Source organism: Xanthomonas sp. F14 (assembly GCF_014199865.1).
In genome coordinates, this window is record NZ_JACHOM010000002.1 from 401,429 (window position 1) to 427,280 (window position 25,852).

General features: G+C 67.5%; 16 protein-coding genes and 1 other RNA gene. 4 read left to right on the forward strand and 13 right to left on the reverse strand.

Features of this window, described 5'->3' with window-relative positions:
- Nucleotides 1-137 precede the first annotated feature (137 nt).
- Together recQ and GGR73_RS10215 are read right to left on the reverse strand one after the other, a co-directional pair.
- Nucleotides 138-1,934 carry a DNA helicase RecQ gene (gene recQ / locus GGR73_RS10210; protein WP_039519542.1) on the reverse strand — a complete coding sequence of 599 codons (1,797 nt, stop codon included), beginning with the start codon at nt 1,932-1,934 and terminating at the stop codon, nt 138-140.
- 395 nt (nt 1,935-2,329) lie between these two features.
- Entirely contained in the window at nt 2,330-2,887 is a 558-nt protein-coding gene (locus GGR73_RS10215; protein ID WP_024939933.1) for a Dps family protein, read from the reverse strand.
- Nucleotides 2,888-2,977: 90 nt separating this feature from the next.
- Here GGR73_RS10215 and hrpA point away from each other — a divergent pair, with 90 nt between their 5' ends.
- On the forward strand, nt 2,978-7,108 hold the full coding sequence (gene hrpA, locus GGR73_RS10220) for an ATP-dependent RNA helicase HrpA (protein WP_184456770.1): 4,131 nt from the start codon (nt 2,978-2,980) through the stop codon (nt 7,106-7,108).
- Between the two features lie 115 nt (nt 7,109-7,223).
- On the opposite strand, the gene GGR73_RS10225 is transcribed toward hrpA, so the two are convergent.
- From GGR73_RS10225 to pqqA, 10 genes are all read right to left on the reverse strand, one after another.
- A non-coding RNA gene (locus tag GGR73_RS10225) (sX9 sRNA) lies at nt 7,224-7,298 on the reverse strand.
- Nucleotides 7,299-7,359: 61 nt separating this feature from the next.
- Nucleotides 7,360-9,993, reverse strand: a complete 2,634-nt coding sequence (locus GGR73_RS10230; RefSeq protein ID WP_184456771.1) for a TonB-dependent receptor — start codon at nt 9,991-9,993, stop codon at nt 7,360-7,362.
- Between the two features lie 102 nt (nt 9,994-10,095).
- Nucleotides 10,096-11,130 carry a glucokinase family protein gene (locus GGR73_RS10235; RefSeq protein WP_184456772.1) on the reverse strand — a complete coding sequence of 345 codons (1,035 nt, stop codon included), beginning with the start codon at nt 11,128-11,130 and terminating at the stop codon, nt 10,096-10,098.
- A gap of 330 nt (nt 11,131-11,460) precedes the next feature.
- Nucleotides 11,461-12,978, reverse strand: coding sequence for a PhoPQ-activated protein PqaA family protein (locus GGR73_RS10240; RefSeq protein WP_184456773.1), 1,518 nt, complete (start codon nt 12,976-12,978; stop codon nt 11,461-11,463).
- 60 nt (nt 12,979-13,038) lie between these two features.
- A complete protein-coding gene (locus GGR73_RS10245) occupies nt 13,039-13,551 on the reverse strand; it encodes a hypothetical protein (RefSeq protein ID WP_054591015.1) in 513 nt (170 codons plus the stop codon).
- A 62-nt stretch (nt 13,552-13,613) separates the two neighbouring features.
- Nucleotides 13,614-14,753: a pyrroloquinoline quinone biosynthesis protein PqqE gene (gene pqqE / locus GGR73_RS10250; protein WP_184456775.1), complete on the reverse strand. Its 1,140-nt coding sequence runs from the start codon at nt 14,751-14,753 to the stop codon at nt 13,614-13,616.
- Entirely contained in the window at nt 14,750-15,028 is a 279-nt protein-coding gene (gene pqqD / locus GGR73_RS10255; protein WP_047129146.1) for a pyrroloquinoline quinone biosynthesis peptide chaperone PqqD, read from the reverse strand. The genes pqqE and pqqD overlap by 4 nt, the downstream gene beginning before the upstream one ends.
- Nucleotides 15,025-15,777, reverse strand: coding sequence for a pyrroloquinoline-quinone synthase PqqC (gene pqqC, locus GGR73_RS10260; RefSeq protein WP_184456777.1), 753 nt, complete (start codon nt 15,775-15,777; stop codon nt 15,025-15,027). Before pqqC ends, pqqD begins: the two co-directional genes overlap by 4 nt.
- Nucleotides 15,774-16,673: a pyrroloquinoline quinone biosynthesis protein PqqB gene (pqqB, locus tag GGR73_RS10265; protein WP_184456779.1), complete on the reverse strand. Its 900-nt coding sequence runs from the start codon at nt 16,671-16,673 to the stop codon at nt 15,774-15,776. The genes pqqC and pqqB overlap by 4 nt, the downstream gene beginning before the upstream one ends.
- Nucleotides 16,674-16,739: 66 nt before the next feature.
- Complete coding sequence (gene pqqA / locus GGR73_RS10270; RefSeq protein ID WP_002812057.1) at nt 16,740-16,820, reverse strand: pyrroloquinoline quinone precursor peptide PqqA; 81 nt, start codon at nt 16,818-16,820, stop codon at nt 16,740-16,742.
- A gap of 290 nt (nt 16,821-17,110) precedes the next feature.
- Here pqqA and GGR73_RS10275 point away from each other — a divergent pair, with 290 nt between their 5' ends.
- Together GGR73_RS10275 and GGR73_RS10280 are read left to right on the forward strand one after the other, a co-directional pair.
- Complete coding sequence (locus GGR73_RS10275; protein ID WP_184456781.1) at nt 17,111-19,294, forward strand: RelA/SpoT family protein; 2,184 nt, start codon at nt 17,111-17,113, stop codon at nt 19,292-19,294.
- Between the two features lie 189 nt (nt 19,295-19,483).
- Entirely contained in the window at nt 19,484-20,998 is a 1,515-nt protein-coding gene (locus tag GGR73_RS10280; protein ID WP_184456783.1) for a hypothetical protein, read from the forward strand.
- 60 nt (nt 20,999-21,058) lie between these two features.
- Here the strand turns inward: GGR73_RS10280 and GGR73_RS10285 are convergent, their stop codons facing one another.
- The gene (locus GGR73_RS10285; protein WP_184378973.1) at nt 21,059-23,161 is read right to left on the reverse strand and encodes a glycosyltransferase; all 2,103 of its coding nucleotides are present in this window, start codon (nt 23,159-23,161) and stop codon (nt 21,059-21,061) included.
- Nucleotides 23,162-23,400: 239 nt separating this feature from the next.
- Between GGR73_RS10285 and mrcB the strand changes: the two genes are divergently transcribed.
- Nucleotides 23,401-25,845 carry a penicillin-binding protein 1B gene (gene mrcB / locus GGR73_RS10290; protein WP_184378971.1) on the forward strand — a complete coding sequence of 815 codons (2,445 nt, stop codon included), beginning with the start codon at nt 23,401-23,403 and terminating at the stop codon, nt 25,843-25,845.
- Nucleotides 25,846-25,852 lie beyond the last annotated feature (7 nt).

A 25,852-nucleotide genomic window follows, 5' to 3' on the forward strand; every position in this document is an offset into this window, starting at 1 on the left:
GGTGGACTCTACTCAAGAGGGACTGACAGCGCGTGCCAGATCGCCTTGTGAAACTAGCAATGGCTGATTGAATGCGCGCTGTCGATTCTGCGGATTTTTGTGCCAGCGCCGCCACCGCGATGACACATGCCGTTGCATCAGCCCTGCTCGCGCACGATCTCGATCAGTTGCGCGCCATAGCGGGCCAGTTTGCCGCCACCGATACCACCGACGCGCGACAGTGCATCGATGCTGGTCGGCCGCTGTTCGGCGATATTGCGCAGCGTGCTGTCGTGGAAAATCACGAAGGCCGGCACGTTCTGCTCCTTGGCCAGCTCCGCGCGCAGGCCGCGCAAGGCATTGAACAGCACCAGATCCTGCGGCTGCACCGGCAGGCCGGTCCGCTGCGCGCTGCGCTCGCGCCCGGCAGCCGGGTTCTCGCGCCGCATCATCACCTGGCGCTCGCCCTTGAGCACCTGGCGGCTGGCATCGGTCAGGCGCAGCCCGCCGTGGCCCTCGCTGTCGACCTCCAGCAGGCTGGCCGCCACCAGCTGGCGGAACACTCCGCGCCAGGTGCGCTCGTCCAGGTCGCGGCCGATGCCGTAGGTACTCAGCTGGTCGTGGCCGAGCTGCTTGATGCGCTCGTTCTCGCTGCCGCGCAGGATGTCGATCAGGTGGCCCACACCGAAGCGCTGCCCGCTGCGGTACACGCAACTGAGCGCCTTCTGCGAGGCTACCGTGGCGTCCCAGGCGGCAGCAGGCGTCAGGCAGTTGTCGCAGTTGCCGCAGGGCTTGGGATAGGTCTCGCCGAAGCCGGCCAGCAGCACCTGGCGGCGGCATTGCATCGATTCGCAGTAGCCGAGCAGGTGATCAAGCTTGGCGCGCTCCAGCCGCTTGCGCTCCTCGGCCGCTTCGCCCTGTTCGATCATCTGCTTGAGCAGCACCACATCGCCCAGGCCATAGCAGAGCCAGGCCTCGGCGGGGTCTCCATCGCGGCCGGCGCGGCCGGTTTCCTGGTAGTAGCCTTCCAGCGATTTGGGCAGGTCCACATGCGCCACGAAGCGCACGTCCGGCTTGTCGATACCCATGCCGAAGGCGATCGTGGCGGCCATGATGATGCCGTCCTCGCGCAGGAAGCGGCGCTGGTTTTCCGCGCGCACCTCGGCGGGCAGGCCGGCGTGGTAGGGCAGGGCATTGAATCCCTGCGAGCACAGATACTGCGCGGTCTCCTCGACCTTGCGCCGCGACATCGCATAGACGATGCCGGCAGAGCCGCGGTGGCGGCCCAGGAACTCCTGCAGCTGCTTGCGCGCGTTGTCCTTCTGCACCACGGTGTAACGGATGTTGGGGCGGTCGAAGGAGCTGACGAAGTGACGCGCGTCGACCAGGTCCAGGCGTTCGGCGATCTCGCGCTGGGTCGGCGGATCGGCGGTGGCGGTCAGCGCCATGCGCGGGATATGCGGCCAGCGTTCGTGCAGCACCGTGAGCTGGCGGTATTCGGGGCGGAAATCGTGACCCCATTGCGAGACGCAATGCGCCTCGTCGATGGCGAACAGCGCGATGCGGCTGCGTTCCAGCAAAGACAGGAAGCGCGGGTTCAGCAGGCGCTCCGGGGCGACGTAGAGCAGGTCCAGGTCGCCCGACAGCAGGGCACGTTCGACCCGCTGGGCGTTCTCCGCGTCCAGCGTGGAGTTGAGGAATTCGGCGCGCACGCCGAGCTGGCGCAAGGCCTCGACCTGGTCCTGCATCAGCGCGATCAGCGGCGAGACCACAATGCCGATGCCGTCGCGCAACAGCGCCGGCACTTGATAGCACAGCGACTTGCCACCACCGGTGGGCATCAGCACCAGGGCATCGTTACCCGCAGCGACGTGTTCGACAATGGCTTGCTGTGGGCCGCGGAAGTCGTCGTAACCGAAGACGCGGCTGAGCAGTTCGTGGGCGGGGGAAGACATCCGCTTAGGATACCGCGCGGGTCAAGCCCTGGTCGGTGTCAGGCTGGCGGTGTTGCGCAATGGTGCGTCGGGGATTGCCGCGATGTGGCGGGTGCGCCCACGAGTGCTGATGCGGACGTTGCTTGGTAGGGGGCGTGCGGCGTGGAAAATGGCCGGTGGCCGAGCGTTGCCTGAGGCGACTGGAGCTTCGCTCCGTACCCTCACCCCAAGCCCCTCTCCGCGCCCCGGCCCGCGCTTGCGGCGCGGGCGCTCCAAGGCACGCGCGCCCATGGCGCTCCAGCAGTGCCTCCTCGTCCCGAGGGGAGAGGGGCTCTGTGTCTAGCTTATGGAGCAGGAGCCCAAGGTTTCGGCGCAGCGAAACCTTGGGTAAACCCGCAGGGGTGAAGCCCAGGGGATTACTGCAGCAGCGAACGCAGCATCCAGGCGTACTTCTCGTGGGTCTGCAGGCGCTGGGTCAGCAGGTCCACGGTCGGATCGTCGCCGGCGTCGTCGGCGGTACCCAGCACCTTGCGTGCGGTGCGGCAGACCGCCTCGTTGCCGCTGACCAGCTGGCGCACCATTTCACGCCAGTCGGCGCTGTCGCTCAGCCCCTGTTCTTCCGGGATCGAGGTCAGGGCGACGAACTCGCTGTAGGAGCCCGGTGCGTTGTAGCCCAGCGCGCGGATGCGCTCGGCCACTTCGTCCAGCGCGGCCCACTGCTCGGTGTACTGGGTCTCGAACATGGTGTGCAGCGAGTTGAACATCGACCCGGTGACATTCCAGTGGAAGTTGTGGGTCTTCAGATACAAGGTGAAGGCGTCAGCCATGTAGCGGGCCAGACCGTCGGAGATCTGCTTGCGATCGCCGTCCTTGATCCCGATATCGATGTGTGGCGCCGATGCTGCGGCGACCGGCAGTGCACCCGCTGCTTCATTGATGACGACGGGCTTGTTGGCGTTCTTTTTCTTGGACATGGGAATGGTCCTCCTGAGGAACCTGATATCGGGTCACAATAGACAGGCTAAAGGATCTGTTGTCATTCAATCTTTCACATTTTTCCATCAATGAGCGCTATCGACACCGACCTTGCCAACACCTTGCGTGAGCGCCGCCGCGCCGTCGATGGCGCGATGAGCCGCGACCGGGGCCGGCTGCTCGGTCTATGGTCGCGCTGGCAAGGCAAGCCCGGCAACCCGCAGGTGCGCGCGGCGTTCGAGCAGGCGCTGGCGGCGTCGCAGGCGCAACGCCAGGCGCGCGCCGAGCAGCAGCCGGCCATCACGCTGGATCAGCAACTGCCGATCGCGCGCGAGGCCGAGCGCATCATCGCGCTGATCCGTGACCATCAAGTGGTTGTCATCGCCGGCGAAACCGGCTCGGGCAAGACCACCCAGCTGCCCAAGCTGTGTCTGGCGGCCGGGCGCGGTGCGGCCGGCATGATCGGCTGCACCCAGCCACGCCGGATCGCCGCGCGCGCGGTGGCGGCGCGGGTGGCCGAGGAGCTGAAGACGCCGTTGGGCACCACGGTGGGCTTCCAGGTGCGCTTCACCGACCGGGTCGGCGAGCAGTCGCGGATCAAGTTCATGACCGACGGCATTCTGCTGGCCGAGATCGCCAGCGACCGCTGGTTGTCGGCCTACGACACCATCATCGTGGACGAAGCGCACGAACGCAGCCTCAACATCGATTTTTTGCTCGGCTATCTCAAGCAGTTGCTGCAAAAACGCTCCGATCTCAAGTTGATCGTCACCTCGGCCACCATCGATACCGAGCGCTTCGCCCAGCATTTCGACAATGCGCCGGTGATCAATGTGGAAGGCCGCACCTTCCCGGTCGAAGTGCGTTACCGGCCACTCGAAGGCGAGGCTGGCGGGGCCGACGACACTGGCGACGGCGAGCGTGGCAATGGCCGCGATGGCGAACGCACCGTCACCGATGCGATCGTGGCGGCGATCGACGAGATCACCCGCATCGATCCGCGTGGCGATGTGCTGATGTTCCTTCCCGGCGAGCGCGAGATCCGCGACGCGCACCAGTCGCTGGAACGGCGCAAGTACCGCGAAACCGAAGTGGTGCCGCTGTACGCGCGGCTGTCGGCGGCCGACCAGGACCGCGTGTTCAACCCGGGGCCGCGTCGGCGCCTGGTGCTGGCCACCAATGTGGCCGAAACCTCGCTGACGGTGCCGCGCATCCGTTACGTGGTGGACCCGGGTTTTGCGCGGATCAAGCGCTATAGCCCGCGCCAGAAGCTGGACCGCCTGCATATCGAGCCGATCTCGCAGGCCAGCGCCAACCAGCGCATGGGCCGCTGCGGGCGCATTGCCGAGGGCATCTGTTACCGCCTGTATGCCGAAGCGGACTTTGCCGCGCGGCCGGCATTCACCGATCCGGAAATCCGTCGATCGTCGCTGTCGGGCGTGATCCTGCGCATGCTGCAACTGGGGCTGGGGCGGATCGAGGATTTCCCGTTCCTGGAAGCGCCGGACGAGCGCGCGGTCGCCGATGGCTGGCAGCAGCTGCTGGAGCTGGGCGCGATCGACGGCAACCGCCGCCTGACCGCGACCGGCCGCCAGATGGCGCGCCTGCCGGTGGACGTCAAGCTGGCGCGCATGCTGGTGGCTGCGCAACAGCACGGCTGCCTGCGCGAGATGATCATCATCGCCGCCTTCCTGGGCATCCAGGATCCGCGCGAGCGTCCGCCCGAGGCACGCGAAGCGGCCGACAACGCGCATGCGTTGTTTGCCGATGCACGCTCGGAATTCGTCGGCATCCTGCGCTTGTGGGAGGCCTACCGACAGGTGCACGAAGATCTCACCCAGTCCAAGCTGCGCGACTGGTGCAACCGGCATTTTCTCGGCTTCCTGCGCATGCGCGAATGGCGCGAGCTGCATCGTCAGCTGCGCCTGTTGTGCGAAGAGCTGGGTTGGAGCGAAGAGCCGGCCACCGCGATGCTGGCACCATTGCTGGCCGGTGCCAGCGCGCCTGCGCGCGAGGATGGGCACAACGCCAACCGGCCCACGCGCGGGCAGCTGCATCGCGCTGCGCGGCTGGCGCGCGAAGGCAAGCCGGATCCGAACGCGCCACCTGCACAACACGCTTCTGCTGCTGCCGCCAGGCAGGCCGAAGCGGCCGAAGCGGCGGCACGCACCAGCGAGCGCGAGCGTGCAGCGGCGTATCAGGCCCTGCATCGCGCGCTGCTGGCCGGCCTGCCCACGCAGATCGGCCATCGCACCGAAAAAGGCGACTTTCTCGCCGCGCGGCAACGCCGGTTCGTGCCGTTCCCCGGCTCGGCACTGGCACGCAAGCCGCCGCCGTGGATTCTGGCGGCCACGCTGCTGGATACGCAAAAAGTCTGGGGCATGACCAATGCCGCGATCGAGCCGGACTGGGCGATCGCTGAGCTGGGACATCTGCTGGCACGCAAGCACTTCGACCCGCATTGGTCGCGTGCGCAGGGGCAGGTGGTGGCGTCCGAACAGATCAGCCTGTTCGGCCTGGTGCTGGCACCGAAGAAGCCGGTCCATTTCGGCAAGATCGATCCGGCCGGCGCGCATGACCTGTTCGTACGCCAGGGACTGGTCACGGGCGAGATCAATACGCGTGCGGCGTTCATCGCCGACAACCTCAAGGTGCTGGAGCAGGCGCGCGAAGAAGAAGCCAAGCTGCGCCGGGCCGGCATCGTGGCCGACGAGGACTGGCAGGCGCGCTGGTATCTGGACCGCATCCCGGCCGAACTGCATTCGGCCAGCGGGCTGGATGCGTGGTGGAAAACCCTGCCGCCGGACAAGCGCCGCAGCCTGCACTGGACATTGAACGACCTGTTGCCGGGCGAAGGCAGCGAGGCCGATCGTTTCCCGAAGTATTTCCCGCTGGGCGATGCGCGGTTGCCGCTGCATTACCGCTTCGAGCCGGGCGCCATCGATGACGGCGTGACGCTGGACGTGCCGCTGCACCTGCTCAACGCGCTGGATCCGGCGCGGCTGTCGTGGCTGGCGCCGGGCTTCGTTGCCGACAAGGCATCGGCCTTGATTCGCAGCCTGCCCAAGGCGCAGCGGCGCAACTATGTGCCGGCCCCGGATTTCGGGCGCGCGTTCTACGAGGCCTACAGCATCGCCTCGGCCGACGACATCCGCGGCGAGCTGGCGCGCTTTCTGACCAAGACCACCGGTACGCAGGTGGCGGCGCTGGATTTCGACGAAGAGTCGCTGGACACGCATCTGCTGATGAACCTGCGGCTGCGCGATGACGACGGCAAGGTGCTGGCCGAGTCGCGCGATCTGGACGGATTGCGCGCCCGCTTTGGCGAGCGTGCCGGCCAGGCCTTCGCCGCGCGTGCAGGGCGCGCGCTGGCTGCCGAGGGCTTGCGCGATTTTCCGTCCACGCCGATTCCCGAACAGGTTGCCGGCGAAGCCGGCGTGCCGGCTTATCCGGCGCTGGTGGATCAGGGCGACGACGCGGCGTTGCGCATCTTTGCCGACCGCAACGAGGCGGCGCAGGCGCATCCGCGCGGCGTGCGCCGGCTGCTGGAAATCGCGCTGGCCGACAAGATCAAGCAGGCGCGCAAGCAGTTGCCGGTGTCGCCCAAGACCGGCCTGCTGTACGCGGCGATCGAGTCGCAGGAGCGCCTGCGCGGCGATCTGGTCGATGCCGCGCTCAACGCGGTGCTGGCCGATGGTCTGGGCGCGATCCGCGACCCCGGTGCCTTTGCGCAGCGCCGCGACGAGGCGATCAAGCGCCTGTTCGGCGAGGCGATGGAACGGCTGAAGCTGGCCGAAAGCATTCTCGCTGCGGTGGCCGAGCTCAAGCCCCTGCTGGAAGCGCCGTTGATGGGCTGGGCGCGTGGCAACCTGGACGATATGGAGCAGCAGCTGCGTGCGCTGGTGCACGCCGGCTTCCTGCGCGAAACACCGGCCGAGGCGCTGGCCAATTACCCGCGCTATCTCAAGGCGATGATCCTGCGGACCGAGCGCGCCAAACGCGACCCGGCCCGCGACCAGGCGCGCATGCTCGAACTCAAGCCGTTCGTGGATGCATTGGACCAGGCGGCTGCGCGCGGTCTGCAGCAACGTGATGAATGGCAGTCGCTGCGCTGGGACCTGGAGGAGTTGCGCGTATCGGTATTCGCGCAGGAGCTGGGTGCCAAATCGGGCGTGTCGGCGAAGAAGCTGTCACAGCGGGTGGCCGCGTTGCGCAACTGACTGGAGCCGGAGGCGCTGGTGACGACGGCTTGCCGCCATCGCCATCGCCATTGCGTTGTGTTGGCGCTGCTCCTGCCACCGACTGGTCACTCAGGCCAAGCACTGCGCCTTGAGCGGTGAACGCGACCCAGCGCGCAGTGGTCAGCTGGGCGTGGACGATGCGCGGAACCGGCGTGTACACCCGGTACATGCCGGTTCCGGATATCGGCCGCACCGCCTGGCGGTGCGCGCCGTCCGGTTGCCAGCCGCTGTCAGAACTTCATGTGCAGGCTCGCCATGTAGCGGCGCCCGCTCCTGTAGCGGCCGGCCAGATGGTCGGTGTCGCCGAGATACTGCAGGTATTGCTCGTCCAGCAGGTTCTGCGCGTCGACCTGCAGCGACCAGTTCGGGCTGAACGCATAGCCGATGCTCGCGCCGAGTTCGGCGTAGTCATCCACGCTTGCCGGCGCGGCGCCGGCCACGTAACCGCCGGCCAGATAGCTGTCGCGCCAGTTGTAGGTCAGCCGTGCGTTGAGCGGGCCTTTTTCGTAGTACGGGCTGACTGCCACGCTGTTGCGCGACTGGTAGGGCAGGGCATCGCCGGTGTTGTTTTCGCCATTGGCGTAGGTGTAGTTGGCGGTCAAACCAAAGCCGCTGTCGCCGAACGGCTGCTGGAACGCGATGTTGAAGCCCTTGACCTTGCCATCGCCGGCATTGCGTGGCCGCTGGATGCTGTAATCGCAATAACCATCGGCGCTGCAGCCGTTGCTGCCGAGCAACTGCGCCCAGCTCTGCGGTGCGGTATCGCGCAGCGCGTTGTACTGGCGCTCCACGCTGGCGCTGGTGTCGATGTAGTTGTCGATCTTCTTGTAGAACAGCGACCACGCCACCACCGACTGCTGCGCGAAGTAATACTCGGCCGACAGGTTGAAGTTCCAGGATTCGTACGGCGACAGCTCGGCATTGCCACCACTGCCGGTCAGTGTGGTGTCGTTGAGGAAGGTGTTGTTGACCATCTGGTTGTAAGGTGCCCAGGCGATCACCTTGGCCGCGGCAAAGCGGAACACCCAATCGTCGGCGGCCTCGTAGGAGAGCGTGAGCGAGGGCAGCAGGAAATCCTCCTTGCGCGTACGTGTCTGCCACAGGCTGTCGGCGTTCTGCAGTGTGGGCGTGCCGCTGTAGACGAAGCCGCTGCCCTCGGTTTTCGAATCGACATAACGCAGCCCGAGATTGCCGCGCAGGCCGCCGCCGGAGAAGTTCAACTGGGCATAGGCGGCGTTATTGGTTTGCTGCAGCGCCCAGGTGTTGTTGAGGTAGCTGGCCGGATCCGGCGCGCCGTAGTCGACCGGGCTGTTGCGGATCCAGTTCAGCACGTTGTTGCGGCCTGCCTGCACATGCCGGCCGTGGTCCGGATAGAACTCCTGCAGATCGGTCAGCCCGATCGTGCCCACGTCGACCAGCGTGCCCGGCGTTACGCCGCCATAGACGTTGAGCTCAAAGCGCTCCTCATGCTTGCCATGGCGCACACCCAGCAGCAGTTGGTTGAACACGCTGTCGAACTGCAGATTCAGATCGAGTTGGCCGTAGGTGTCCTTGCTTTCGGTGGAAAAGATGCCGTTATTGCCGAACCAGCCGCCGGCCGAGCCCCAGTTGGCCGGATCGCGCGCACGCGCCGGATCGTCGAAACGGATGCCGCGCCGCGTGTCCCAGCTGAAGCCGCCGTTGTAGAACGGCTCGATGAAATACTGCGACAGGTCCTTGTTCTCGGATCTGCTTTGGCCCACCTGCCCATTCAATCCCCAGCCATCGCCGCGGAATGCGCCGCGCAGGTCCAGGCCCTTGGTGGTGACTTCCGATTCGCGCACGTTGTTGTCGTAGATCACGGTGCCGCCGAGCGGGTCGGCATTGGCGCCGGAATGCCCGCTGGTCACCACGCCATTGCGCAGGCCGCCGAGTTGGTCCACTGCCGCCACCGTGCCGGCATTCCAGGTCAAAAAGCTGTACATCGACTGGTTGTAGTTGTCGAAGTTCTCGTTGATGTACAGGCCGCTGAGGTTGAATTCCAGGGCCTGGCTGGGCTTGAGCTGCAGGTTGACCACGGCGCTGTCGCGCTCGCGATCCTGCTGGAACCAGGCCGCGTTGATGGAGTTGGGCACGTCCGCATCGGCGGGCACGCCGCCTGCGGCATTGGCGAAGGTACTGGCTGGCGCATAGCCGAACACTTCCATACCGCGACGATCGACGCGTTCTTCGTAATGCTGCGCCGACACCGCGATGCCGAAGGTGTCGGCCGCGTTCTTCCAGCTATACAGCAGTGCCGCGTTCGGCTTGCCCTCGCTGGCCTGCGCGCTGTAGCTGTAGCCGATGGAGGCGGCCACCTCGTTGACGTCCAGGTCCAGCGGTTGCCGGGTGTGCATCAACACGGTGCCACCCAGGCTGCCTTCGGTCAGGCGCGCTTCGGAGGATTTAAGGATTTCCGCGCGGCCCAGGATCTGCGGCGCCAGCAAGGTGTAGTCGAATCCGCGGCTGGGTTGCTCGCCGTAGAGCCAGATCGCCTGCGCCACCGGGTGGCCGTCCAGGAAGGACAGATTGAGGCTGGGGTCGGTGCCGTCGATGCTGACGCGCTCGCCCTGGCCAAAGCGCCGGTCCAGGGTGACGCCGGGAATCTGCGACAGCGCCTCGGCCACGTTGGTGCTTGGAAACTTGCCGATGTCTTCGGCGGTGATCGCTTCGGAAATGCCGGCGTTGTTGCGTTTGGTGTCGAGCGATTTTTCCAGGCTGGCACGGATGCCGACGACCTGCACGGCATCCAGATCGGTGGCCTGGTCGACCGTGTCCTGGGCTTGCGCAGCGAATGCCAGCGACAACGCGATCGCGCTGGACAGCAGGGTGGTGCTGTATTTCATGATGTCTCTCCTCATCACGCACAGGGATGGACGGCGGGCTGCTGCTCGCCGGATGCGGGGTCTTGCAGACGCGCGCCCGGGGCCGAGCGCGTGGTGGATCGCTTACGTCAGGTCAGCGTGGTGTTGCAGATACCAGTTGGCCGCGCCGAGCACGCCCAGTTGCCCGTGCTCGACCAGCTTGACCGGAATGCGTTCGAGTACCGCGCGCATGCGTCCCTTGGCCAGAAAACGCTCACGAAAACGGCTGTTCTGCAGGAACGGCCCGATCGTCGGCAAAAAGCCGCCGGCCAGATAGATGCCGCCGGCGGCGCCGTAGGCCAGCGCCATGTCGCCGACCGCGCTGCCCAAGATGGCGCAAAAGACCTGCAGGCAATCGCGTGCCAATGCATCGTCTTCGTGCAGCGCGGCATGCGTGATTGCGGCCGGCAGCCGATGGCGGGGCGTGGCGCCCTGCAGTTCGCACAGGGCGTTGTACAGATGCAGCAGGCCGGGCCCGGACAGCACATGTTCGAGCGGCAGATAGCGCTCGCCACGCAGCAGGATCCGCAGCACCTGCAGTTCCATCTCGTCGTTGCTGGCCAGGGCGACCTGGCCGGCCTCGGTGGCGAGCACGATCGCCCGCGGCCTGGCATCGATCCAGACCGCCGCACCCAGCCCGGTGCCGGGGCCGACCACCAGGATCGGGCCGCTGGCGCGCGCATGCCGCGGCGTCGGCCCGCTCAGTTGCAGCGCGGCGCGTTGTTCCATCAGCGGTGCGGCGTAGGCCACCGCTTCGAAATCGTTGACCAGGTGCACGCTGGGCACGGCGAGCGCGGCGCGAATGCGGCCAGGCGAAATCGTCCACGGCAGGTTGTTGCTGATGAAGCTGCCATCGTCCAGCGCGACCCCGGCACTGGCGATCACCACCGCCTCGACGTCGCGCCGTGGCTGCAGGAAGTCGGCAAGAATGGCGTCCAGACTGGCGTGTTCGGCGCAGCGGTAGGTGCGGTAATGCGACAGCTCGGTCGCAGCAGTACCCGCCCGCGCGATGTGGCCGACCCGCACATGCGTGCCACCCACGTCGGCTGCGATAAAGCCGGTGGCCACCGGTGCGGTGGGCAAGCCAGAAGCGAGAGCAGAACGCGAAGTCGCAGCCACGTGCAGTCCTTTGGAGTCGTCCGAGCGGCCAATGCGATCGGCGAGTAGCGGCCTGTGTAGAAGTTGGTGACAACGATGTCAATGGTTCAGTCGGGTTGGATCGATCTTGCTGGCGGACTCAAGTGCAGAATCGCCCGTTTCAGGGCTGTGTGCATGGGCGTGATTGCGCAGTGCGGGAGAGCGCGCACGCCGCATTGCGCCGTCGCAACGGTCGCGTCTGTTGTCGCCATCTGGACGCTGAGCGGCGCTGGCATCGCTCCGTGACATCGACACTGCTTCGACGGTGGCTACCGCCAGCCTGATCGCGTCAGCGCTCGCGCAGTCGCCAGCTCAGCGCGCAGCCGCCGCAGAGGCAGCGCCCGGCAAGGTGCTGCAGGCCGCGCCGTCGCTGGGTGGCGCCTGCGTCGGGTAGCGCTGCTTGCCGAGCACGTAGGTCTGGCTGGTGGCGACGAAGCCGTCCGCGTAGGTGGCCTCGACGAAGTACGCGCTCCAGCCAGCGTCGGGAATCTGCACCGGTACCGACACCGTGTTGCCGCGTACAGGTGTGATCGGCGTGGCGCTGTAACGAATGCCGCAGGCATAGCGGAAATCGCGCGCCGCCGGATTGCGCGCCTGCCACAGACGCAACTGCGCAGGGCGCTCGGACGACTGGAAGCGGATCTGCGGGTGTTCGCCTGTGTGCAGGGAATCGCGCACCTTTGGCAATGCACGCTGCTGCTGCAGCCGGGTCACGAAGGGCACCAGGCTGTCGACGATGGAAGCGCGGATGCCGTTATGCGCGCTGTTGGGCACCATGCGCAGCGCCTTGCTGCCGGGCAGCGCGTCGTAGAAGAACTGCGTGTTGTCCGGCAGGAAGAAATCGTCGCCGCTGGCATTGACGATGTACTTGGGCACGGCCAGGCGTTTGCGCTGCGGCGTGTGCAGATAACTCAGCGGGTCCTGCAGTTGCACCAATTGCGCAAATGCCGGCGTGTGCAGCTGCGCGGTGATTCCCTGCCTGGCGTAGGCGCCGAATGCGATCGGCCAGTTGCCGCCATAGGCCCGGGACATGTGATCGAGCACGGCCGGCATATTGAGGATGTCGATCACGAACGGCACCACGGCCTCCACGCGCGCATCGGCGATGGTGGCGTGCCAGCTGGCCCAACCACGCTTGGAGGCACCGGCGAGAATGAAGCGACGAATCTGCAACGGCGCCAATTCGCGTTTGGCCAGGCTCATGGTGCGCGCGATCGCCGCAGCCATTGGTACGTGCAGCGGCATGGTCTTGCGTCGTTGCGGCGACGCCAGGAACAGCGACCAGCTGTAGGCGACGCTGTCGTCCTCGCGGCGCGGCGTGCCATCGTTGCGGTAGGTCAGTGCCTGGCTGGGCAGATCGCCGAGCGCGATCACCACGGTGCGGCTGCGCCGCGCCAATGCGGCCAGGGCCTCGGGTGGCAATTCGCTGGGCGGTTGTGGCGCGCCGCCATCGGCCGGTTGGCGGGTGCCATTGGTGGAGATCAGCAGCGCACGCGTCGGCAACGCATCTGCCGGGACGTAGATCGCCACATCGTGCTGCCAGCTGGCCGGCTGCACCAGGTCCTCCGGCGACCACTGCTGCGAGGTCAGCAGGTAATCGCGCCTATCGACACCGTCCACCGTGCGGGTGGCCACGCGGCGGTAGACCAGCGGCTGGCGCTCGATGGCATCGTGATAGCACACCAGCGCCTGGTCGATGCCGACCTCGGGCGCATCGGCGCACTGCTGCGCTGACAGGGTGGGCGCAGTGGCCGCATCGGCAGGCGCAACGCCTGCGAACCAGGCCAGCGACGCCAGCAATGCCAGGCTGCAACATGGCATCCAACGCATGCGTGTTCTCCGGGTGGCCTGCTCAGGCTGCGGTGGCGGGCCGGCAATGCCTGGACGCGCTTACTTGACCCGGCGCACCTTGGCCTGCGTGTTGTAGCCCTCGATCTGCAGATACCACACGCCGACCAGACCCGGCTTGATCTTGACCTTGGGTGACGCCTTGCGCACGCCCGACAACGTCGCAGCGTCGGTCTGCTCCCAGTCCTGGCCATTGGCCAGGGTGTACACGCGCCCCTTCGAAAAGCCTTTGAACTCGCCGACGATGTTGCTCTCGATCGGCTCGTTGCTGCCGAAATCGAAGAAGCCGCGGTTCTTGACGATCACTTCCTGGCGGCCGGCTTCCTTGGCTTGTTCGACCACGACCGCAGCTTCCTTGGCGACCTTGCCCTGCAGCCAGTCGTTGAGCGCGGCCAGTTCGCCGGCATCGAGCTTGTCCAGGCCGGCGGCCTTGAACTGTTCGGCGCTCATCTGCGACTGCAGGTCGCCCTGCACCGCGCGCTGCGCGAGGGCCGGAGCGGCGTTCAGGGCGAGGGTCAGGCAGACCAGCAAGGGAATGCGGCGCGCGAGCGACATGGATGCCATCCGATCAGAAGAGGCGGCTAGTGTAGACGCTAGCCCGCGCCTGCCGCAGCCGGCTACGGTGCGTCGGGGGTTCGTGGGTCTGCGCTGGCCGAAGCCACGCGTTCGGTACGGCCGGGGCGGCGGTAGACGAACTCCGGCGGCGGGGCGGCGGCCTCGCGTTCGGCGGTGGCGCGCACCTCGGTGTGCCGCGGCGAGCGTTCGCAGACCGGGTCCAGCGTGGCGGCATCGCCACTGAGCGCGAGCGCCTGGCAGCGGCAGCCGCCCCAGTCGATCTCGCGTTTGGGGCAGCCCTGGCAGACCTCCGGCATCCAGGCGGTGCCGCGGAAGCGCACGAAGGCCTCGCCGTTGTTCCAGATGTCGGCCAGCGACCGCTCGCGCAGGTTGTCAAAGCGCATGCCGTCGATGGTCTCGGCCGCATGGCAGGGCAGCACATCGCCACGCGGGGAGATATTGACGAAGCGCTGGCCCCAGCCGCCCATGCACGGCTTGGGCTGGCGGGCGTAGTAATCGGGGGTGACGAAGTCGATCGCCAAGCGGTCGCCGAGCTCGCGGCGGGCGGTTTCCACCGCGTCAATCGTGGCCATCAGCTGCTCGCGGCTGGGCATCAGCGCGGCGCGATTGCGCAGGCCCCAGCCGTAGTACTGGGTGTGCGCCACTTCGATGCGTTCGGCCTGCCATTCCAGCGCCAGCGCGATCATGCCGGGCACGCGCTCGGCGTTATGGCGATGCAGTACCGCATTGAGCGTCAGTGGCAGGCCGCGCGCGCGCACGGCGGCGGCGAACTCGCGCTTCTTCGCCAGGCTGTTGCGATAGCCGGCGATACGGTCGGCACCGGCCGGGTCGACGTCCTGCACGCTCAGCTGCACATGCTCCAGTCCGGCGGCCTGCAACTGGTCCAGCATCGGCTCGCCGCCGGCCACGCCGGAGGTGATCAGGTTGCTGTACAGCCCGAGCGCACGTGCATGCGCCACCAGCTCGGGCAGGTCCTTGCGCAGCATCGGCTCGCCGCCGGAAAAGTGTGCCTGCAGCACGCCCATGTCGGCAGCCTGCTGCAGCAGCGAGCGCCAGCCGGCGGTATCCATTTCCTCGCGCAGCGCCGCCAACGCGATCGGGTTGGAGCAATACGGGCAGGCCAACGGGCAGCGATGGGTCAGCTCCAGCAGCACCGACAGTGGCGGCGGGGCGATGGTCATAGCCGCAGCAGACGCTTCTGATGCAGCGTGGCGGTGAGTTCGATCACATCGACCTCGATATCGGCCGCGTCAGCATCGAATTCGCCTGCCAGTTCCTGCGCGATCTGCGCCAGCGAGCGCGTGCCGTCGTAGCGCTGCGCCACCACCAGTGCGATCTCGTCCAGCTCGACCACGCGTTCCGGCGCCAGCAGCACCCATTGGTCACGCGCGCGGTCGTGTTGCAGGCGCACGCCTGCGCGTAGGGCCGGCTGGCTGTCGCGGGTGATGCTGCTCACGCCGCGGCCCGGCCGGCGTGGCGGTCGGGCACGAACGCATCCGGCCACACGATGCCCGGGGCGACGTAGGCCACGTGCAATGCATCCAGCTGCGCCCACAGCACCGAGCACTTGAAGTGCAGCGCGGCCTTGACCAGGGCCTGTTTTTCGACGGTATCGGCGTGCTGCTTGACGTAGTCCAGCGCAAAATCCGAATCGCGTGGCGCCTCGGTCAGGCGATGCTCGAAATAGGCCAGCGCTTCGGGCGAGACGAAGTCGTAATGCTTGAGCATGCCGGCCACCCGCCGGCCGATGATGTTGGGGGCGAATAGCTCGGTCAGCGAGGAGGCGATCGCCTCGAGCAGGCTTTTTTCGCGCACGAACTGCAGGTAGGCCTGCACCGCGAAACGGGTACCGGGCAGCAGCGCACGGCCGGATTCCACCAGCGTGCGCTCCAGGCCGAGCGCGTCGGTCAGGTGCAGCCAACGCGCGATGCCGCCATCGCTGGGGCTGTTGCCGTCGTGATCGAGAATGCGTTGCCGCCAGATCCGCCGCAACGCCGGGTCTTCCATGCGCGCCAGGATCGCGGCGTCCTTCAATGGAATGCAGCGCTGGTATTCGAAGCGGTTCAGCGCCCAGGCCTGGACCTGGCCGCGATCGAGCTTGCCCTCGTGCAGGAGCGCATGGAAGGGATGCTGGTCGTGGTACAGGCGGGCGCCGATGGCACGCAGGTCCGCTTCCAACTGGTCCGGGGTGAGCAGGGTGGTCACAGGGTGATCTCCAGGCCGTCGTGCGCGACTTCCCAGCCGCTGGCACGCGCGCTGGCGTACTCCGGCGAACGGGTATCGAGCACGGGATTGGTGGTGTTGAGATGGATGAAGATCTTGCGCGCCACCTCCAGCGGGGCGAACGCGGCAATCGTGCCGTCGGGGCCGTCGATGCTCATGTGGCCCATGCGCTGGCCGGTCTTCTGGCTGATGCCCAGTTGCACCATCTCGTCGTCGCGCCACAGCGTGCCGTCGAAGAACACCAGTTCGGCGCCTTGCAGGCGCGCGCGCAAGGCATCGGTCATCGCCGCGCAGCCGGGAATGTAATGCACGCGGTGTTGGCCATCGTCGATGGTCAGCCCGAGGGTTTCTTCGTTGGAGCCGGCCAGGTCGCCGCCACTGCGCGATTCCATGAACAGCGGTACCTTGCCGGGCACCGAGAATGGCGTGAGTTGCAGGCCCAGTAGCGACACCGGCGTGTCCAGCGCAAACGGCTGACGCTGCACGTAGGCGGGATTGACCGCATCGAAGATGGGGTTTTGCGACAGCAGATCCAGCACGCGGCTGCTGGCATGCAGCGAGAACGCCTGGCTCTCGCGCATCGACAGCAATCCGGCGATATGGTCGATCTCGCCGCTGGTCAGCAGCACCGCTTCGATCGGCGAATGCCGCAAATCGCGCTGCGGCCAGAGTGCGGGCGTTGCAAGGATTTGTTGACGGAAGTCGGGGGAGGCGTTGATCAGGACCCAGCGCTGGCCATCGGCACTGACGGCGATGCTGGCCTGGGTACGACGTTGGGCACCGTCGGCTTGTTGCCACGCCCGCCTGCTGGCGGGTGTGTGGCAATTCCACTGCGGGTGCCCACCGCCGGCCGCCGATCCCAGAACGATGATGCGCATGGAGAACTTTTACCTATCTGCCGGCGATTGCCGGTCATGCATCGGGAGGAGGGGCGGCAGGTGAGCTCAGAATTCGCCGGAGACGTAGCAGTTGATCTCGGCGCCACAATTGACTTCACGAACGACAGGCTTCTTCCAGGTCTTCATCGGCTACCTCGCAGTTGGTTGGAATGACGTGGCCGCGGCAGAACGCAGCGACAACGCCACTGGAGGATAGGCAGGCGGTTTGGGCGAGTTGTAAAAAGCACGTAAAAACCCGATTGAGCGTGCCGATTGGCCTGCTGCGTTGCGGCACAAGCGGCGCACAGCGGTTGCGAATCAAGACGTTGGCGGGTGAACCGACCATAAGCGCAAGCGTGCGGGATTGCGCCGACGATGCAGCGATTGCGCGTTGTGGAGAAGGTGACGCGCACGTTACCGTAGCTGTCAGCCCCCCGTTGTTGCCCATCGCCGTGTCCACCGCTGTGACCAGTTCCTCACTCGAGCGCCTGCATGCCTTGCTGCAGCGTCCCGCCATCGCGTCGATCGCGCCAGATCTGCGCGACGCCCTGGCGCAGGCCTGGCAGCAGTTGCCGTCGCCGAGCGAGGACGTGGCCTGGACGCTGCTGGCCGATACGCTGGACGCGCTGGCGTTGCTGGCCGCCGATGAGGCCACCCTGATTGCGGCATTGCTGTTCGACCTGCCGGCATTGCGCGGCGCGATCGCCGGCCTGCCATGGCAGCCGGCCGAGCGCAGGGTGGCGGTCGAAGGCCTGCTGGACGGGCTGGATGCGGCCGACCAGGTCTGGGCCCTGCACGCCGGTCGCGAGGCCGGGCGCAACAGCGAAGGTCTGCGGCGGCTGCTGCTGTCCATCATCCACGACCTGCGGGTGGTGCCGATCCTGCTGGCGCGGCAGTTGGCGCGCATGCGCGTGGCCGACCGCCTGAGCGAAGAGCAGCGCCGCGCACTGGCCCAGCTCACCCGCGACATCCATGCGCCGCTAGCCAACCGGCTGGGCATCTGGCAGGTGAAGTGGGAGCTGGAAGACCTGGCGTTCCGGCATCTGGAGCCGGACACCTACCGCCGCATCGCCCGCGAGGTGGACGAAACCCGCGTTGCGCGCGAGCGCTATCTGGACGCGGTCAAGCGCACCCTGTCGACGACGCTGGCCCAGCAGGGACTGCGCGCGGAGGTGAGCGGGCGGCCGAAGCACATCTACAGCATCTGGCGAAAGATGCAGAAGAAGCGCCTGTCCTTTGACCAGCTGTACGACATCCGCGCGGTGCGGGTGATGGTCGATGACGTGGCCGCCTGCTATGCCGCCCTGGGGGCGGTGCACTCGCTGTGGGCACCGGTGCCGAGCGAGTTCGACGATTACATCGCCCGGCCCAAGGCCAACGACTACCGCTCGCTGCATACCGCGGTGGTCGGCCCGGAAGGGCGCACGATCGAAATCCAGATCCGTACCCACGAGATGCATGCGCAGGCCGAGCTCGGCGTGGCCGCGCACTGGAAATACAAGGAAGGCGGCAAGGGCGGCGAAAAAGCCTTCGACCGCAAGATCCTGTGGATGCGCCAGTTGCTGGAGCAGGTGCAGGAAGGCGACCACGGCGAGCTGGCCGGCGCGCTGGACGCCGAGCTGATCGAAGACCGCGTGTATGCACTGACCCCCAAGGGCGAGGTCATCGACCTGCCGCAAGGCGCCACGCCGCTGGATTTCGCCTATCACGTGCACACCATGGTCGGGCATCGCTGCCGCGGCGCGCGCGTCAACGACCGCATCGTGCCGCTGACCTACCGGCTGCGCAGCGGCGACCGGGTGGAGATCATGACCGCCAAGGAGGCCGACCCACGCCGCGACTGGTTGCTGGCGTCCAATGGCTTTCTGGCCAGCGGGCGCTCGCGCGACAAGGTGCGTGCGTGGTTCCACAAGCTCGACCGCGCGCGCAACGTACAGGCCGGCAAGGACCTGCTCGATCGCGAGCTCAAGCGGCTGGGCCTGCAGCACGCCGATCTGGGCGTGGCCACGCGCAAGTTCCATGCCGAGAATGTCGATGACCTCTACATCCAGGTGGCGCTGGGCGATACCGGGCCCAACCAGGTCAGCCGTGCCCTGTTGGAAGCCGAGCGGGCCGCTTCGCAGCCGGCGGTGCCGGCGCCGCCACGGCCCACCGCGCGCCGCGAGGGCCTGGGTAAATCCAAGTTCACCGTGCAGGGCGTGGGCAATCTGCTGGTGCAGCTGGCGCGCTGCTGCCAGCCGGTGGCGGGCGAGCCGATCGCCGGCTATCTGACCCGCAGCCGCGGCATCACCGTGCACCGCACCGATTGCGCGGCACTGTCGCGCCTGGCCGCAGCGCATCCGCAGCGGGTGTTGCCGGTGGAGTGGGGCCAGGCCGGCAGCGGCTACGAGGTGGATGTACAGGTGCGCGCGGTCGACCGCCGCTGGCTGCTCAAGGACATCACCAACCTGATCGCGCAGGAGGACGCGCACGTGTTGGAAATCAACAGCGACAACGTGCGCGACACCGGCAGGGCGCAACTGCGCCTGCGCCTGAAGGTCAGCGACTACGACCAGCTGTCCAGCCTGCTCGGCAAGCTGGACGCCTTGCCTGGGGTGAGCGAGGTGCGGCGACTCGGTTGAGTGCGCCGCAGCCCGCCGGCGCCCATCGCCTGGAAACAGACCGCACCCACAGCAAGCAAGGTGTGCTCGCCTGCCGAATCCCGCTTCCCGCTTCCCGCTTCCCAAGCCCACATCGTCTTCGCAGCAGACAGCTACCATGACGGGGTGAACGCGTCCCCGTCAGGTCGCGCCAAGGACGGACGCCACCGCATGCTCCCGCTTCCGCGCTGGGCAAGATCGCCTCGCCTCTGGGCACCACTGCGCAGCCGCGCGCTATGGCGCGTGGTGCTGGCGTTGTGCGCGTGTCTCTTGCTGGCCACGGTCGTGCTGCGCAAGCCGCTGGCCGATTGGCTGTGGCCGGACACGCGTATCCAGCAACTGCTGCAACGGGGCGATGCGGCGCTGTCGCGCGGCCATCTCAGTGCGGCCGATGGCAACGGCGCGCGCGAACTGTTCGCTGCTGCGCTTGCGCTGGACAGCGATCGCGGCGAAGCCCGTGCCGGGCTGGCGCGCACCGGTGCCGCCGCCGTGGTGCAGGCGCGCGCGGCGATTGCGGCCGGGGATGCCGCTGCTGCGCAGCGCGCGCTGACGCTGGCGGGCGCGCTGGAGGTGCCGCAGGCGCAGATCGCACCGGTGGCACTGCGCCTGCGGCAGTTGCAGGCGCGTCGGGCCGGCCTGGACGCCTTATTCGCACAGGCGGTGTCCGCGCAACAGCAAGGGCGCCTGGATGGCAGCCCGGACAGCGCGCTGCCGTTGTACCAGCGCATCCTGACCCTGGCACCGGACCGCACCGACGCGCTGGAAGGGCGCGAGGACGCCCTGACCGATCTGCTGGCGCAGGCACGCCAGGCCCTGGCGCGCGATGCGCTGGCCGATGCGGCGATGCTGCTGGCCGCGGCCAAGCGCTATGACGCCGGGCATGCCGATGTACCGCTGACCGAGGGCCACTACCACCGTGTGCTGGACCAGCGCCGTCAGCGCGCGCAGGGCCTGTTGCGGCGTGGCCGGTTGGCACCGGCCGCACGCGATTTCAGCGCAGTGCTGGCAGCCGAGCCGGCGGATGCGGCCGCCCAGCGTGGGCTGGAGCAGGTGGCAGGCGAATATGCCGCGCAAGCCGGCCGACAGGCGGCAGACTTCCAGTTCGACGCCGCGCTGCAGTCGCTGCAGGAAGCCAAGACCTTGCTGCCCGGCGCCGCCGCGATTGCGCAGGCCGAGCAGGCGATTGCGCGTGCACGCGATGCCCAACGCAGCCCCGAGACCGGGCTGTCGCGCGGTACCCGCGAGCGCCGCCTGCGCGCGCTGCTGCAACGGGTGGTAGCTGCCGAAGCGCAGCAGCAGTGGATGACGCCGCCCGGCGCCAGTGCCTACGACGCGGTGCGTGCCGCGCAGGCGCTGGCGCCGCGCGATCCACGCGTGCTGCAGGCCGCCGCACGTGTGGTGCCGGCCAGTCAGCGCTGCTTCGAGGACGAGCTACGCAACAACCGCCTGCGTGCCGCGCGCGGCTGTCTGGATGCCTGGCAGGCGCTGACGCCCAACGGCGATGCACTGGCCGGCGCGCGTCGACGGCTTGCGCAACGCTGGGTTGCGGTGGGCAGCGAACGCCTGGGACAGGAAGACGCCGCTTTTGCACGACGCGCGCAGGACGAGGCGCACCAGCTGGATCCTGGGCTGCCGGAATTGGCCGAGTTCACGCGCCGGGTCAAGGCCGTGACCGAGCAGCGTTGACCCAGCGGTTGTCTTCGACGGCGCCACTCACAGCGCCATCCCCGAGCGCCCAGCGCACACTCACTCCGCGATAAACAGCGCGCGCACCGTGCCACGCGCCGCATCCAGCGAAAAATGCCGGGCCACGTTGTGCAATCCGTTGTCGGCGAGGCGTTGCCACAGTGCTGCATCGCGATACAGGCGCACGATCGCTGCGGCGAAGGCATCGGCGTCATCGGCCACGCAGACATCCTCGCCGTCGCGCAGATGCATGCCTTCTACCGCACAGGTGGTGCCGACCACCGGCTGCCCGTGCGCCATGCTCAGGTTGATCTTGCCTTTGACGCCGGCGCCGAAGCGCAGCGGTGCCACCGCGATACGTGCGTTCTCCATGAACGGCAGCAGATCCGGCACATGCCCATGCAATTGCACGCCGAGGCATTCGTCGGCCAGCAGTGTCAGTGCCTCCGGCATGTCCGCGCCGATGCAGTGGAAGACCACCTGCGGCAATTGCGCACGCACCTGCGGAAAGATCGCGCTGATGAACCACTGCACCGCATCGACATTGGGTGGATGCCGGAAGCCGCCGACGAACACCAGGTCGTGGCGTTGCTCGAAGCCGCAGCCGCTGCCGGCCACCTCATGCAGGTTGGAGAGCAGGGCGGTGCGGATCTGCGGTGCATCCGCCTGCAGCTGCGCCTGTTCGGCCGCCGAGACCAGCAAGGTGACATCGGTGGCGGCCATGATCTCCAGCTCGCGCAGACGGGTGCGTTCGGCCGCGCGCAATAGGTTGGCATCGCCGGCCAGCTCGGCGCCACGGCGCTCGCGCAGGTAGTGCAGATCGACGGTGTCGAACAGGGTGCGCGCCTGCGGGGCGTATTGCCTAAGCAGCGGCAGGCAGGCATGCGCAACGTGGTGACGCACCAGCAGCACCACCGCAAACCGCGGGCCGTGTGTGCGCAGCCAGCTGCCGATGCCGTCCAGGAACGGCGCGTACCAGACTTCCACGCCCAGTTGCTGCAGTGCCTGCGTGTGCCATCCGGCGTGTTCGCGGCGGGTCGGCACGAACACCACGTGCGCGCCCTCTTCGCATAGCAGGCGGATCAGATTGAACTGCCGCAACGAGCCCGAGTCGCGATCGGGTTGCGGCACGCATTCGTCCAGGATCAGCACCTGACGTTGGCCACGGTGCAGCAGCGCAGGGCCGGGAACCGTGCCGACCGGCAACTGCATTGCCAGCGCCTGCTGCCACTTGTCGGCGAACACGCCTTGGTTGCGCACCTGGTACGCCTTCACCCCGGTGCGGGTGTCGGTGCCATTGCTGGTGCCCTCGTCGTGCACCACCACGCTGGCCGGCTGCACCAGCACCCGGTAGCCGGCGGCACGCACCGCAAACGCCAGGTCGGTGTCTTCGTAGTAGGCAGGCATGTAGCGGCGATCCAGCCCGCCCAGCGTCTGCAACAGCGCGCGTGGCAGCGCGATGGCCGCGCCGGAGCAGTAGTCCATCGCACGCACATAGGCATGGCGCGGGTCGTCGGCCGATTCGAAGCGACCGTAGCTCCAGGCGCTGCCGTCGGCGAACACCACGCCGCCGGATTCCTGCAGGCGTCCGTCCGGGTACACCAGTTGCGCGCCAACCAGCCCAGCGCCGGGGTGCTGGGCAAACGTGTCGATCAGCTGATCCAGCCAGCCGGGTTGCGGGATGGTGTCGTTGTTCAGCAGCACCACGTAGTCGCCGCGCGCCAGTGCGATGCCGTCGTTGCAGGCGGCGATGAAACCGCCATTGCTGGCGCGCCGGTGGTAGTGCAGCCCTTGCACCAGCGGCAGCTGCGCCTGCGTGGCGTCGCTGCTGCCGTCGTCCACGACGATGATCTCTACCTCCAGCAGCGGCGGATGTGCCGCCAGTGCGCGCAGGCACGCCAGGGTGTGCGCGATGTGGTTGTAGACCGGAATCACCAGCGTCACGCGCGGGGTGTCGCTGTGCGGGACCGCAAACGCGGCAAACGGCGCGGCCTCCGGCAACCACAGCGGCGTGCCGAGCGCCGCCGGCGGTGCCTGCGTATGCACGCGAATGCGCTGCCAGGTGGCGCGCCAGCCGCGTGTGCGCATGCTCGCCACGCTGCGGTGAATCAGCCCAAGCACGCGATTGAACAGATAGCGTGCATCGGCCAGTGACATCGACATTCCGTTGGAACTCCAGACGTGGCGTGACGAAGAAAACCCGGCGAGCAGTCGTCAGGCGGCGAGGACGGCGCAAGGCAAGCGCAGGGGACGCAGGGTACCCGCAGATGCCGGAGACGGTCCGTGCCCGCTGACGGTGAGCGTGGCCGTTTTGTTAGCCGCTCTTAAGTCAGAGGGGCCGGCCGGCCACAACCACGACAGCGCTGCGCTAGACTCGCCGGACTCTACATTCTCGCATTCCTGTGCCCCGACGCCACGACAACGACGCTCCCGACGATTTCGAGGACGACTCCACCGAGCAAGGTTCCCGCTGGCAACGCAGGCTGATTGTCTGGGCCTTTGCGGCATTCGCGCTGGCGCTCGGTTTTCTGATTCCCTACTCGGTGTATCTGAACAAGCAGGTCACCCAGCGGTTTGGCGAGCTGCGTTGGCAGATCCCGACCCGCGTGTACGGGCGGCCGTTGGTGCTGGCACCGGGCAATGCGCTGGATGCGGCCACGTTGAAGACCGAGCTGGACGCCGCCTCGTATCGTGACGACGGGCAAGCCAAGCTGGCCGGCACCTACCAGCAGGACGGCAGCCGCTTCACCATCGCCAGCCGCGGCTATATCGATGTGGATGGGCGCGTGCCTGCGCGGCGGGTGGAAGTCAGCCTCTCCGGCGGGCGCGTGGCCAGCCTGCGCGACGCCGGCGACCGCAAGGCGCTCAAGAGTGCGCGGCTTGACCCGGCGCGCATCGCCACGCTGTACGGACAGAAGCAGGAAGAGCGCCGCCTGGTGCGCATGGAAGAAGTGCCCGAGCTGCTGGTCACCGGCCTGCAGGCGGTCGAGGATCGCGACTTCAACAGCCACCACGGCATCGATCTCAGCGGCATGGTGCGTGCGGCCTGGATCATGGCGCGCTCCGGCGGCCAGGTTCGCCAGGGCGCCAGTACCCTGACCCAGCAGCTGGCGCGCAGCGGCCTGCTCGGCATCGGCAAGGAACAGACCGTCACCCGCAAGTTCAACGAAATTCTCTACGCAGTGATCATGGAGGCGCGTTACGACAAGCGCACCATCCTGGAGGCCTATCTCAACCAGGTCTATCTGGGCCAGCGTGGCGGGCAGGCGATCCACGGCGTGTCCTCGGGCGCGGAGCTGTGGTTCGGCCGCGAGCTCAATTCGATGACCACCGAGCAGATCGCCTTGCTGATCGGGCTGGTCAAGGGGCCGTCCTACTACGACCCGCGGCGCAACCCGGAGCGCGCGCTGGATCGGCGCAATTTCGTGCTGGGCAAGCTGCACGAAAACAACCTGATCGATGCGGCCGAATACAAGCGCGCGCTGGCCGCACCGCTGGGCGTGCCCACCGAGCCGGGCCTGGTCGCGGCCAACCGCTTCCCGGCCTATGTGGACCTGGTGCGGCGCCAGCTGGCGCACGACTACCCGGAAGGCGTGCTGCAGGGCGCCGGCATGAGCGTGCTCACCGGCATGTCGCCGTCCGCGCAGGCCTATGCCGAAGGCGCGGTGACCGGCACCATCAAGCGGCTGGACAACAAGAAGCGCCCACCGCTGCAGGCCGGCCTGGTGCTGACCGACGTGCATAACGGCGACGTGCTGGCGGTGGTCGGCAGCCGCGACGTGGCCAAGCCGGGCTTCAACCGCGCGGTCGAAGCGCAGCGGCAGGTCGGCTCGCTGCTCAAGCCGTTCGTCTACCTGCTGGCGCTGGCCTCGCCGGACCGCTGGGCGCTGTCCAGCTGGGTCGACGATGCACCGGTGACGGTGCAGCTCAGCCGCGGCAAGACCTGGTCGCCGGGCAATTCCGACAACCGCAGTCACGGCACGGTGCGGCTGATCGATGCGCTGGCGCATTCCTACAACCAGGCCACGGTGCGCGTGGGCATGCAGGTCGGCCCGGAGCGCATCGCGCAGCTGATCCAGGTACTGGCCGGCATCAAGGCCGACACCAATCCCTCGCTGATCCTCGGTGCCACCGACCAGAGCCCGTACGGCATGGCGCAGCTGTATCAGTTCCTGGCCGCCGGTGGCGAGATCCAGCCGCTGCATGCGGTGCGCGGCGTGCTCGATCCGCAGGGCAAGCTGCTCAAGCGCTACGACAAGACCCCGGCGCCGGCGCAGGAGGGCGATTCGGTGGCGGCCAACCTGATCAGCATCGCCCTGCAGCAGGTGGTCAGCGGCGGCACTGCGCGGCAGTTGCTGGGCGATGGCCTGGGCCGGTTGTCGCCGGCCGGCAAGACCGGCACCTCCAACGACGGCCGCGACAGCTGGTACGCCGGCTACACCGGCGACCACCTGGCGGTGATCTGGATGGGCAACGACCAGAACGAGCAGACCGGCCTGTACGGCGCCACCGGCGCGATGCGGGTGTGGTCGAGCATCTTCGCGCGGCTGCCGAGTGCGCCGTTGAAGGTCAGCGGCAAGGGCCTGGACTGGCAGTGGGTGGACGCGGCCGGTACCGGCGTGACCGATGCCGGCTGCCCGGGCGCGCGCCAGTTCCCGTTCGTGGTCGGCTTCACCCCGGCCTACGCCCCCTGTGCCGGCAATGCACCGTCGATCGAAGGCGTGCCCGGCGATGCATCCGCGCCGGCCGAGCAATCCAGCGGTGGTGGCTGGCGTCGCTTCTTCGGTCTGGAAAAGAAGCCGGAAGACCCCGCGCCGGCACCCGCCGCGGCTGCACCTGCACGTTGACTGGAGT